This window comes from Paenibacillus sp. sgz302191 (genome assembly GCF_057749925.1).
In genome coordinates, this window is the sequence record NZ_JBYLHY010000006.1 from 305,491 (window position 1) to 318,174 (window position 12,684).

A 12,684-nucleotide genomic window follows, 5' to 3' on the forward strand; every position below is an offset into this window, starting at 1 on the left:
CTGTTTCTGCTCCCTTCGGATCATTGATGCTTAATAATGCGCGGAACTTTGGCGGTCAATTGCGTCCCTTTGTCCGCATCCATTTGGAACGACATCGTCCCTTCGATTAATTCCAGCCGCTCCTTAATCCCCAGCAGTCCCCGGCCGGAAGAAGGAGGCCGATCTCCGTGACGGCTCTCGCTGCAGCCGTCATCGGCGACGGTCATTTCCCAATATCCGGGGGCGGCCTGAAAAGCGATGCGGCACCGCCGCGCGCCGCTGTGCTTGACTACGTTAGTGATCGCTTCTTTCAAACACATCGCCAATATGTTTTGAACCAGAGGAGGAGCGTCCCATTGCTTCACGTCTCCGATAATGTCGAGCTGCACGGATGCGGCGGATAACATTTGTCTTGCCTGCCGAAGCTCTTCGTCGATCGACAAGGCGTTCATTCCCGATACAAGCTCACGGACCTGCTTGAGCGCCGCGCGCGAAGTCAATTGTATGTCCCTGACCTCTTGAACGGCACGTTCAGGCTGGGTCGGAATTAATTTCTCCGCCAGCTCGCTTTTTAATGTAATGAGCGAAAGCGTATGCCCCAGCGTATCGTGAAGATCGCGGGATATGCGCTGCCTTTCCTCGACCATCGCCAGGCGCGTGATTTCCTCATGGGCCAGATTCAGCTTTGCCTTGAGCTCATTCGACTTCATTCTGGAGCGGATGCCGAACGGAAGCACAAGCAGCACAAGCAGCGAAGGAAGCAAATACATAAGTTCGTCTTCGTGCTGCTTGCCGAAAGCCAGCAGGCAAGTCACTCCGATTGCCGCTATCATCAACGCGAACATGGTCATAAATTGCTTCCGCGTAGGCAGCATGCCGATCAACGGCGCGGTATAAAAAAACATATAGACGAGATAAGGACTGTAGTTTAATGAAAATATAACGAGGATCGTAAAAACCGGCGGCAAATAAAAGATTCTGTGCGCGGCGTTTCTCACGGACATGATCAGCAGACCGACAAAACAGGCCAGCAAAGCGAAGCCGATCCACATTTGCGGAACCGGCTTGTTCAGTAAAGTCATAGTCGGAAAGATCAAATACAAAGACCATAACAGCCAAAAGCTTTCAAACGTTTTTTTGCGGGAAAAACCGGTAGAATTCATGCTCAGACCGCTTTCTGCTTTTTGATTATATATGAAGATAATATCACAAACAGGATCAGGTACGCCGCAAGAATGAGCATGCCGTTCAGACTGGGAGCGATTCCCGCAATAATGTTCCACGCCCCTTGGCCGAACCGGTAAGTCGGCGAAGCGAGAGCAATATTTTGCAGTATCGCAGGCATGCTTTGCGTCGGCATCCATAAGCCGCCCAGCAGCGAAGTGCCCATAAAGACGATTTGCGCGACTACTTGGGTAACCTCTACGCTTTTCAGCGTGCCGATCAGCGTTCCCAGAGCCATGAAAGGCAGCGCGCCAAGCCAGATCCAGAGCCCGCAGCCGATCCACTGCGCCAGCGTCAGATCGACCCCTTTCAACGCGGCGCCCAAAATAAACATGAAAACGATCGTGGACAGATTAATGATCGATTGGGACACAATTTTGGATAGCACGTAAGCGCTCGACGGCAGCGGCGTAATCTCGATCATTTTGACCCAACCCTGCGTTCTTTCCTGGGCGAATTTAATGCTCAGCGTGTTGACGCACGCCCCGACAACGCCGAACACGGTCATCGACATCAAATAGTAAGCTTTCCACGCGACTCCGCCTACATTAACATTGTCCCCTATCGTTGAAGAGAAAATGAAATAAAACACGGCCGGCATAATCATCGAAAATACGAAAAACCGCTTGTTGCGAACCGTCCTTAACAGTTCGGCCTTGCATTGGGCAATCATCGCTCTCATCATTATGTTTTGCATCTCCTTTTGTATACTCGTTTTCCGCTTAGGCTTGAACCAAAAACTGGAAGGCATCTTCCAAGCCGCCCGTATGAATTTCGATATCTTTGATGTCCAACTGACGCTGAATGAGCGCAATAATGACCTGATCCGTGTCAGGGCTCGTAATTTTCACCTTTCGTCCGCTCCACGTCACCTTCGAAATCATCGGAATGGATTGCAGCGACTCCGGATCGAGCTTTGGACCGGCGGTAAAAAAGATCGTCTTTTGATTCGTCGAAGCCTTGATTTCAGCCGGAGTTCCGTCGGCAACCAGCTTGCCGCCATTGATGACGACGATCCGGTCGGCGATGCTGTCGGCTTCTTCCAGGTAATGGGTCGTCAATATGATCGTCTTTCCTCTGGCTGCCATCTCGCGGACGGTTTCCCAAAATTGCTGCCGCGAAGTAATGTCCATCCCGACGGTCGGCTCATCCAAAAAGAGCACGGCCGGATCGCCGGCCAGCGCCAGCGCAAAGCCGAGCCGCCGCTTTTGCCCGCCGGACAACGACGAGGCCCGCTTGTTCCGCTCGGATTCCAGACCCGAGACGCTCAGCAGCTTTTCCAGCGACAGCGGCCTGGAATAATAATGCCGGAACAGCTCGATCGTCTCGGCGACGGTCAGCCCTTCGATGACATTCACTTCCTGCAGCATCGCACCCATCCGATCCCGAACCGCCCGGTCCCGCGGATTTCCGTTCAGCAGGCGAATCGTGCCCTGCGTCGGCTGCAAAAGCCCGAGAATCATCGAAACCGTCGTCGTCTTGCCAGCGCCGTTCGGTCCGAGCAGCGCCACTACGCTGCCTTCCTCGACAGTAAGGGACAAGTTGTCGACAGCCCGCTTTCCTTTGAACTCTTTACAGACATGTTCCAATTCAATGATCGATTTCATTATGTTCACCTCGTAATTGTTGTTGTCATGTATGTATCATACCGCGCATGACTCCGATGCGTAATTCACGAATATCATCAATCTGATATGACAAATGTCATTTTCGTAACCACAACGATGTCCAAAGCAAAAAGCCACTTCGGCAAGTGGCTGAATGTGCAATCTTTTATTTGCCCCTCGAATCCCGGGGTCAGTGTCGGCTGCCGCCGACTGCGCTCAGGGCAATGCCTTCCGCCGCCAACAGCTCGCGGATTTGTCGGACGAACAGCAAAGCCTGTTCGCCGTCCCCATGAACGCACACCGTCTCGGCAGCAATGGGCACGCCGGCGCCTTCCCTGGAAGTCACTTTCCCTGCTTTGACCATTTGCAGCAATTGCTTCATGGCCTGAGCAGGGTCTTCAATGACGGCTTCCGGCTCATTGCGCGGTGTAAGCGATCCATCCTGCCGGTAAGTCCTGTCGGCAAAAACCTCGCTGGCGGTACGCAAGCCGATTTTGTTCCCCGCCTCGATAAGCCGGCTGCCCGAGAGACCGAACAAAATCAGCTCGGGATTGACCCGATAGACGGCTTCGGCAATAGCCTCGGCCAGCTTCATGTCGCGCGCGGCCATATTGTACAAGGCCCCATGCGGCTTTACATGCTGCATGGTACCGCCTTCCGCTCTCACAAAAGCGTCCAGGGCGCCGATCTGATAAACCGTCATATCGCAAGCTTCCCGCGTAGATATGTTCATTTCCCGGCGGCCGAAACCGACCAGATCCGGCAAGCCCGGATGAGCCCCTATCGCTACGCCCCGTTCAAGAGCAAGTTTCACTGTAGTTCTCATCGTGCCGGGATCGCCTGCATGAAACCCGCACGCAATATTGGCCGAAGTAACAAGCGACAGCAGCTCTCCATCCCGGCCCAGCGTATAAGCTCCGAAGCTTTCTCCTAGGTCGCAGTTCAAATCGACCGCAGTCCTCATCTTTTTATCACATCTCCCTCAGCCTGATTTCAATAGCTCTGGACAATTTCCGGATTTGCAGCTCCTGCCCGATATAAAGCTCCTCGGACTCCTGCCGGGATATTTCGCAAAATCGAATGGCCGAGCCAGGCTGCACTTGCGCAAGAAGCGGCAGATCGACCTCGGCAATTTGCGCTATTTTCGGATAACCGCCGATCGTTTGACGGTCGGCCATAAGAATAATCGGATTTCCGCCGGGCGGCACCTGAATCGTCCCCGCCGTGACGGCTTCGGAAATCGGCTCCAAAGCTTCCTGCAAGCCCAACTTTATTCCCTCCAGCCGATAACCCATCCGATCCGATTGCGGGGACACTTGAAACTGGCCCGAGACCAGAAGGTGCCGGCTTTCCTCGGTGAAATGCCCGTAATCGCTCCCCCGGACGAAACGAACAACCGGGTTTTTCGCGTAAGCGGGCCGCACGTCATGGCCTATGCACCAATCCGCCGCCCGGTAAGGCTGCGAAGAACCTTCTTTTGATAATCGCTTTATCAAAAGAAGAGACGAATCGGTTGGCCGATCCGGATGCAGCACATCGCCGTCTTTTAACGCCCGGCCCTCGCAGCCCCCAAGTCCGGCCCGAAGATACGTGCTGCGGCTGCGCATCACCAAAGGCACGTCGAATCCGCCCGCTGCGGCTATGTACGCGCGGACGCCCGACTTGCAGGCCCCGAATTCAAGTATGCCGCCGGCTTGTATAAAAACGGGGCGCCACTGGGGGACAGGCACCCCGTTCATTGCGGGAGACAAATCTGCGCCGCATATAGCGATGACCGATTCCCGGTCAAACCTGAGCTTCGGCCCCAGCAAAGTAACTTCCAATGCCGCGGCCCCTTCCTCGTTGCCCACCGCCAGATTCGCAGCCCGCAGTGCAAAGCCGTCCATCGCCCCGCCGACAATAACGCCCTGCTGTTGAAAACCGAATCTCCCTTTATCCTGAATCGTAGTAAGCAGACCCGGGAGCAGAATATGGATACTCATCGCAATCCCTCCTTCCACTCGACAAAATCCGCGTAGCTGATCGGCTGAAAGCGAACCCGGTCTCCCGCTCGCAGCAGGCTGGGATTCTCGTCGTTCGGGCGAAACAGCGCTACCGGCGTCCGGCCGATTAATTGCCAGCCCCCCGGAGTCGGTACGGGATAAATGCCCGTCTGCTTTCCCCCGATACCGACCGTTCCCGCTTCAATCATGAATCTCGGCGTGCTTCGCCTCGGCGCAGCAATGCGTTCGGACATGCCTCCCAAATAAGGGAATCCAGGAGCAAACCCGATCATGTGCACCAAATATTCCTGTGCGGAATGAATCTCTATCACTTCCTCCACGGCGAGTCCGTTATGCCCGGCGACATCCGCCAGATCGGGACCCAGCTCCCCTCCGTAGCATACGGGGATATGAATCACTCTTGGCGATTCCGCAGCTTGTCCGTCCAGATTCGCAGCCATCCGCCTCAACACGCCGCACACCAATTCATACGGCGAACGTGCGCCGCCGCGCCCGGGCCGCGAGCTCTCTCCCGTATGCGGATCGCACACCTTCATAGGTTCATAGAATACGGCTACCGTCGCAAAAGCAGGCACGATCTCGACCAAGCCTGGAAATGGCTGCCGATTCAGGAGCAAGCTCAAGGCTTGAACTTTATCGTGCGTTTGCCGGTCAATGCTGTCGCCCAACCGGACAAGAACCGCCTTATCTCCGAGCGGCGACAACTCCACATCCGCCCCGTCATTCAATCGCATTTCGGACATGCTGATCACCTCTTATGACGTTTGTCCCATCCGCACTAAAATTTACCCTTTCATTATATGAATTGGGCCAAAAAGATACAAGTTGTACCCTCCCTTTGCCCTGTTGAAGCGCCGTTTACTGCTGAAATCTCGTTCTGGCGAATATTGCCCCATCTCTCACTTCCAGTTGAACCTCCCCCATCGTGTCTGTTCGCAGCACCCTGGCCCCGTGCTGCAGCAGCCGCTCCGTAACGGCGGGCGACGGGTGGCCGTAGCTGTTTTGCGCGCCGACGGAAATGACCGCTGTGCCCGGCCGCCAATAAGCTAGCCACTCTTCCATAGTCGAGGTTTTGCTGCCGTGATGCGCCACTTTCAGCACATCGACAGGCTGTTCTTTCGCCGCCGATGCCCCCGCCGCCGCAGCTCCGCCCGCCACACGTGCGAGAATGGCGCGCTCCGTCTCTTTTTCCATATCGCCTGTGAACAGCCAGCGGGTACCCTGCATGTCCAGCAAAAAAACAATAGAATGGCCGTTCTGCTCCGCTGCCGTCTGCACCTCTTGCCCGGTTCCCGAAAAAGGATGCAAAATGTGCAGGCTCGTATCCGGATCAATCTGCATCCAGGAACTCTGCTCTGCCGTCAGCAGCGGAATGCGGCGATCCATAGCCGTTGCAAAAAGCTTTGTTATCCCGGCATTAGGCTTCACCGTACCGTTAAACAAAAAATTGCGCACCGGAACCTGCTCGATGACCGCCTGCAAACCTCCGCTATGATCCGCGTCCTCATGTGTCAGAACAAGCAGGTCAAGCTTGTGTACGCCGCGTTTTTTGAGCAGCGGAACGAGCAGCTTTTTGCCGACCTCATACGGATCTTTCCGCTCCTTCCACTCCTCCCCGGGTTTGCGGAAACTCAACGTGCCGCCTCCGTCAATCAGCAGATGACGGCCGTAAGGAGTGCGGATCAAAATGCTATCCCCCTGCCCCACATCGATAAATTGCACAAGTCCTGACCGGTTGAACCGCTCGGGCGTATAGCCCATATAGAGCAGCAACACAAGGCCGGCTGTACTTAGAGCAAGACACAGAGTTAACCGGATCTTCTTTCCGTCTGAGGCGGCCGCCGGGTTCAATGAGAAGCCGGGATCTTCGCCGCTCAGCTTTCTTCGTTCGTGAAGAAGCAAATACGTCACGATAAGCAACCCGTAAAATGCCGCAATCCAAGCCATGCTCGGAGTCGGCCAAATCATTTTGAACTGGCGAAACTGCTGCAGCTCATCCGTAATCCAAAACACGCCTTTATTCAGCCACGAAAGCAGCCAACCGATTCCTTGGCCTGCCGGCAAGTATACGAGCCCGGACGCAAGGGCCACGATTCCTGCCGGAAAAACCACCATGCTGATGACGGGAACAAGGAAAGCATTTGCGACCCAGGACAGCAGCGAGAACTGGTTGAAATAATAAATCGAGATCGGAAAAGAAATAAGCTGCGACACGATCGTAATAGACATCGTATTTCTGAGAGCGCCGGATGTAATGAACTTTTCCAGCAAAAGGTTGACTCTTTGAACGCCGACAATAAGTCCGATCGTCACCAGAAAGGAGAGCTGAAAGCTGACATCAAGCAAATAGTAAGGATTGACAAGCAGCATGAACCAGGCAACGATCGCCGTAATATGCAGCGCATCCTTTACGATTCCGCGCCTGACCGCATACAAAGCGACAATCGCCATCAGGCCTGCCCGTACAATCGAAGGCGAAGCACCCGTAACTAGAATATAGAAAGGCATGAGCAGCATTGCGATCAGCAAATACGTTTCTTTTGTCAAACGCATTTTTTTCATGATCCAGATGCAGACGCCGAGAAAAATAGCGACATTTAGCCCCGAAATCGCCAAAATATGCGTCAGACCGAGCTCCGAAAACTGCTGGAAGCGGTCAGGATCAAGATCGTCCAGCATGCCGATCAGCATGCTTTTCATAAACCCTGCCTCAGCCGCAGGGAAAATAAGATCCATACGCCTGCCCAGGGCGTCGCGCAAATCGTCGTTGAGGCGCAGCAGCTGGACGACGCTAAAGCGCAGCTTGGCAGGCTCGACCTGCGCCTGATCCGCTCCTTTGGCTGTAAGCAGCCAATGGATGCGGTGAAGGCGCAAATACCGGCGGTAGTCGAAGCCGCCGAAGTTGCGTTCCACGGACGGGCTGCGCAGCGTCCCGTGCAGCGCCAAGGCGTCGCCGCGCCGCCAGCTCGCCGCCTGTGCCTGCTGCTCCTGCCGGAGCAGGCGCAGCGAAACCTGCACGCTTTCCCCGCCCAGCGGGAAAGCGTCCGTGCCCTGGAAGCGGATATCCTCCGCTTCCACGGTAAAGCTGGCCCTGTCGCCGTCGACGGAGACAGGGCTGGCGATGCGGCCGCGCAGCGTGACCTCGCTGCCGTCGATTTGCTCCTGCTTCAGCCCTTGCTGAAGCAGGGCGGACACATTGCGCTGGTCGGTCCAATGGAAGTAGCCCATGGCTGCTCCGACCAGCAAAAACGCACACACCGGCAGCCGTCCAGGCAGCCGGAGCGCAAACACCCCTGCTGCCGCACACAACAGCAGCAGGCAGGCGGTCAAGGATAACCACGGCAGCTTCGCGTACATCGCGAGCACATAGCCGGTTATCCACAGACAGCATCCTAGAACAACCGGGCGATTCATGCGGACATCACTCCTATTTTTCAAATGATTTATGGCCGCTATCCCTGCGGCTCAGGGGGTACATGACGCTTCATCGACAAATGTACGCAGCTTCAGCCGCCTAATCGATCGCTTCGTAAATCCGTTGTGCTCATATTCCGTAGAACAGGACTTTCCGCCAATGAAACGTCCAGTTAGCTTGATCTGCCGCGTAACGCGACCCGATCGCGGCCTGGTCGTGGCCGCCTGGCGCAATCGTGACGGCGGCCGACTACAAAGTATCAATGCGCTTCGTCTTATGATCGCTATCCCCTTCGCTCATAGTTGTGATCCGGGCAGCTATCGGCATTTCCTAACCCGCCCCTCCCCGCCATGAGTACCGCAATGCCCCACGCTGGGTGCTGCACAGCGGGTTGTCGAAACCATGGTACTCCGCTTTTGTCTCATTCCAGCAGAATAGCACTCTTGCAGTACCTCAATGCCCCACGCTAGGCGTGCACGACAGGTGGTCGAATCCACGGGTATCAGCTTTTACCTCGTTTCAGCGGAACAGCACTTTGCTGCCCGCACGCGAGCTCCCAACGCAACATAGCCGTCGCACTTAATCATATCTACCGAGCCTCGAGCCTCTTCTGAGTAAAAGGGATATAAGAAGTGCTGGGCAAGTATGGCTCGGTTGATTCGCCTTTACCCCACTCCAATGGACATCATCACGTCTGACTGGGAAAGCAGACGGTTCCGTATTGCCGCCTACATTGGGAAGTAAAGACAGGCGGTTCAGACCGTAATGCTGCACTCATTCCTTTAGCACCTTCAATCGCCTGAGCGAAGTTCTCCCAAGCGCGGTATAGCATTGCATAACGGGGGCCATACGCAATCGGCAGCTCCCTGGGCTCCTTCCTGAGCCAAAGGGAGAGTGCGCATAGGAGGCGCAGGCCGGAACGGTTCCAACAAAAAAAGCACCTCCTTCCGCGCGACGTAACGTCGGCTGCGAAAAGAGATGCTTTCTCTTTTTTGCCATTTCAAATCTTTAATTCACAACTTCGGACAGCGTGCCCTGCGGAGGCTCGTAGCTCTCCATTCTCCGAAAAGCGATGCCTCTGGCCTGCATCAGGCCGCTTACTTTCTCGCTGTCTTTCGGGTAACCGCGATGAAACACGATTTCCGTCACTCCGCTGTTGGCGAGCATGTTCGCGCAAGTCCAGCACGGCTGATCGGTTACGTATACGGTCGAGCCCTCACGGTCTTCCCTGTCGGTAAAGAGGAGCAAGTTCTGCTCGGCATGAATCGTGCGAATGCAGCGCTGCTTGCGGACCATTTCCTCCTTCTCGCCGACCACTTTCAGTTCGATTTCCTCAACGAGCATGCAGCCGGCTTCGCTGCAATCGGGTACCCCCATCGGAGCCCCGTTATAGGCTGTTCCGAGCAGCTTTTTGCCCTGAACCAGCACAGCGCCTACATGCCTGCGGCTGCATTGGGAACGGGTCGATGCCATATACGCGATATCCATAAAATAAGTGTCCCAATCCTTGCGGGTGCTCATTGGCCTTGTCTCGTCTCCTTTTTACGCTTGGCTCGCTTTGATCGCTTGATCCAAATCGTAGAGTATATCGTCGATGGCTTCCGTACCGATGGAAAGCCGGATCATGCCCGGCGAGACGCCGGCCGAAATTTGCTCTTCCTCACCGAGCTGCTGATGCGTCGTGCTGGCCGGATGAATGATCAGCGACTTGGAATCGCCGACATTCGCCAAATGCGAAAACAGCTTCACGGCATTAATGACCTTCCGCCCGGCTTCCAGGCCGCCCTTAATGCCGAACGTGAGAATCGCTCCCTGGCCTTTAGGCAAATATTTTTGCGCCAGTTCGTAAGATGGATGGCTCTTGAGGCCGGCATAGCTAACCCACTCGACAGCATCGTTATTCTCCAAAAACTCCGCGACCTTCAAAGCATTGGAGCTGTGGCGCTCCATGCGCAGATGCAGCGTTTCAAGACCTTGCAGCAGCATGAAAGAGTTAAACGGCGAAATCGCGGCTCCCATATCCCGCAGCAATTGCACGCGCGCCTTGATAATATAAGCGATAGGGCCGACTGCCGCCGTATAGACGACACCATGATAACTTGGGTCGGGTTCCGTCAATCCCGGGAATTTGCCGCTTGACTGCCAGTCGAATTTGCCTCCGTCCACGATAACGCCGCCGATCGATGTGCCGTGGCCGCCGATGAACTTCGTAGCCGAGTGAACGACGATGTCTGCACCGTGCTCGATCGGGCGAAGCAAATAAGGGCTTGGGAACGTATTGTCCACAATCAGAGGAATTCCGTGCTCATGCGCGATTGCGGCTACCGCTTCGATATCCAGTACGTCGCCTTTCGGATTACCGATCGTTTCCGCGTAAAGAGCCTTTGTCCGGTCTGTAATCGCCGCCCGGAAATTTTCGGGATTGCCGGGATCTACAAAATTGACCTTGATGCCCAGTTTCGACAATGTCGTGGAAAATAAATTATAAGTGCCTCCGTACAAGCTCGATGCGGAAACGATTTCATCTCCGGCACCGGCAATATTCAGGATGGAGTATGTAATAGCTGCCTGACCCGAGGCAGTCGCAAGCGCCGCAGGCGCGCCTTCCAGCGCAGCGACCCGCTTTTCGAATACATCGGTGGTCGGATTCATCAAACGCGTATAAATGTTGCCAAATTCTTTAAGCGCAAACAAATTCGCGGCATGCTCCGTATCGCGGAAACCATAGGATGTAGTTTGGTACAGCGGGACTGCGCGCGACATCGTTGTCGGGTCCAGTTCTTGTCCTGCATGCACGGCAAGCGTTTCGATACTTAATTTGCGTTCGTTAGACATTGAGTCATCCCCTTTTAGGTAATCTTTCCCTTATTATTTTCGCACACTATTCGACAAATGAAAAGATTGCTATAGTTTTCCCGCATAGACGTAGGGTTTCAATTTTTCAAGCATCTTTTTGCCGATGCCTTTAACTTCAGCCAGTTCCTCGACTTTTTGAAACCGCCCCTTTTTCTCCCTGTATTCCAGAATCGCTTTCGCTTTGCTGGCTCCGATGCCCGGCAGTTCGTCCAATTGCTCCAGCGTAGCCGAATTCAGGTCTAACAAGCCGTTTTTTGCAGCAGCGGGAGCCGCGGAAGGCGAAGGATATGCAGCATCGGGCTTCGGCTCCAAGGTCGGGCCGGCAGCCGGGGAAGATAAGGCAGGTGACGATGGAACAGGCGTTGGCGCAGGTGAAGATGGCGGCGTGCTGCTGCGCGGTGCGGGGCTTGGCGCCGTTTGGGCAAGCAGTTCCTTCATTTGATCGTTGACAGGAACAAAATTCGTTTGAATCGCGGAACGGCCCCCAATCGCAAACTGCCATATCGTATATGCCAGTAAAACTATAGAAATGGAAGATAGAGTGATTATAACGCCCTTTTTGCCAAATAAACCCACGAATTCTCCCCTTTCCGGTATCATTGGTTGTTTGCAAGCATATACATGAAAAAACATCATAACGCCTTAATTGGCATGTGCCCAGCTCTATCCAACTTTGTGACAAGCAACATGGATACCAGGGTGACTGAACTTTTTCCGGGAGGGATTTCTAGATGAAGGCAGGATTCATCGGTACTGGGAGTATGGGAAGCATATTGATAGAAGCATTTATTCATTCCGGCGCATTTAATCCGGAACAAATCATTGCGGCGAACCGCACGGCAAGCAAAGCGGATCGGCTGGCGGAGACGTATCCGGGGCTTCAGATCGCCCGTTCTAATAAAGAAGTCGTACAGCAAAGCGAAGTCATTTTTTTGTGCATTAAGCCTGGAGAGTACAAAAAGGTTATCGATGAAATCAAAGAGGACGTGCTTCCGTCCCATTTTGTCGTTTCTATTACGAGCCCGGTTCTCTTGCGGCATCTGGAAAGCAATCTGCCGGCAAAAATCAGCAAAATTATCCCAAGCATTACGAATTACGTGCTCAGCGGGGTGACCTTGTGCATTCACGGCAACCGGATGCAGCCCGAGGATAAGGAATGGCTTGAAAATGTGCTGGCGCACATCAGTTCCCCTATACGGGTGTCTGAAGACTATACGCGGATCTCTTCGGATATATCCAGCTGCGGTCCCGCATTTCTATCGTATTTCATCCAAGCTTTCATTGATGCCGCCGTAGAGGAAACCGGAATTTCCAAAGAAGAAGCAACGCTCCTTGCCAGCGAAATGGCGCTGGGCACCGGAAAGCTGCTGACGACGGGAGGTTTTGACCCTGCAGGCTTGCAAAAACGCGTATCCGTACCTGGGGGCATCACCGAGGAAGGTTTGCGTATTATGGACGCCACGGATTTGTCCGGCATGTTCACTCAGATGATTCGCGCGACCCACGCCAAATATAAAGAAGACCTCGAGAAGGCCGAGCTGCTGTTTGCAATTGAGCCGTAACCTTCCCGAGGGCCGCTTCTAATGAGGAATCATTCCTC

The 12,684-nt window shown here is 54.4% G+C and carries 11 protein-coding genes; 1 reads left to right on the forward strand and 10 read right to left on the reverse strand.

The window, feature by feature from the left end:
* Positions 1–20 precede the first annotated feature (20 nt).
* From AC3G2T_RS11605 to AC3G2T_RS11650, 10 genes are all read right to left on the reverse strand, one after another.
* Positions 21–1,142: a sensor histidine kinase gene (locus tag AC3G2T_RS11605; RefSeq protein ID WP_488435532.1), complete on the reverse strand. Its 1,122-nt coding sequence runs from the start codon at positions 1,140–1,142 to the stop codon at positions 21–23.
* Between the two features lie 2 nt (positions 1,143–1,144).
* A complete protein-coding gene (locus AC3G2T_RS11610) occupies positions 1,145–1,888 on the reverse strand; it encodes an ABC transporter permease (RefSeq protein WP_474683416.1) in 744 nt (247 codons plus the stop codon).
* Positions 1,889–1,925: 37 nt separating this feature from the next.
* Positions 1,926–2,810 carry an ABC transporter ATP-binding protein gene (locus AC3G2T_RS11615; protein WP_488435533.1) on the reverse strand — a complete coding sequence of 295 codons (885 nt, stop codon included), beginning with the start codon at positions 2,808–2,810 and terminating at the stop codon, positions 1,926–1,928.
* 190 nt (positions 2,811–3,000) lie between these two features.
* The gene (locus tag AC3G2T_RS11620) at positions 3,001–3,774 is read right to left on the reverse strand and encodes a LamB/YcsF family protein (protein WP_488435534.1); all 774 of its coding nucleotides are present in this window, start codon (positions 3,772–3,774) and stop codon (positions 3,001–3,003) included.
* A 7-nt stretch (positions 3,775–3,781) separates the two neighbouring features.
* Positions 3,782–4,792: a 5-oxoprolinase subunit C family protein gene (locus AC3G2T_RS11625; RefSeq protein WP_488435535.1), complete on the reverse strand. Its 1,011-nt coding sequence runs from the start codon at positions 4,790–4,792 to the stop codon at positions 3,782–3,784.
* A complete protein-coding gene (gene pxpB / locus AC3G2T_RS11630) occupies positions 4,789–5,556 on the reverse strand; it encodes a 5-oxoprolinase subunit PxpB (protein ID WP_474683412.1) in 768 nt (255 codons plus the stop codon). Before pxpB ends, AC3G2T_RS11625 begins: the two co-directional genes overlap by 4 nt.
* 115 nt (positions 5,557–5,671) lie before the next feature.
* Positions 5,672–8,227, reverse strand: a complete 2,556-nt coding sequence (locus AC3G2T_RS11635; protein ID WP_474683411.1) for a ComEC/Rec2 family competence protein — start codon at positions 8,225–8,227, stop codon at positions 5,672–5,674.
* A gap of 1,009 nt (positions 8,228–9,236) precedes the next feature.
* Complete coding sequence (locus AC3G2T_RS11640; protein ID WP_488435536.1) at positions 9,237–9,749, reverse strand: deoxycytidylate deaminase; 513 nt, start codon at positions 9,747–9,749, stop codon at positions 9,237–9,239.
* Between the two features lie 21 nt (positions 9,750–9,770).
* Positions 9,771–11,063, reverse strand: coding sequence for a homocysteine synthase (locus AC3G2T_RS11645; RefSeq protein WP_488435537.1), 1,293 nt, complete (start codon positions 11,061–11,063; stop codon positions 9,771–9,773).
* 69 nt (positions 11,064–11,132) lie between these two features.
* Positions 11,133–11,660, reverse strand: a complete 528-nt coding sequence (locus AC3G2T_RS11650) for a ComEA family DNA-binding protein (protein ID WP_474683408.1) — start codon at positions 11,658–11,660, stop codon at positions 11,133–11,135.
* A 155-nt stretch (positions 11,661–11,815) separates the two neighbouring features.
* Here AC3G2T_RS11650 and comER point away from each other — a divergent pair, with 155 nt between their 5' ends.
* Complete coding sequence (comER, locus tag AC3G2T_RS11655) at positions 11,816–12,646, forward strand: late competence protein ComER (RefSeq protein WP_488435538.1); 831 nt, start codon at positions 11,816–11,818, stop codon at positions 12,644–12,646.
* Positions 12,647–12,684: the final 38 nt, after the last annotated feature.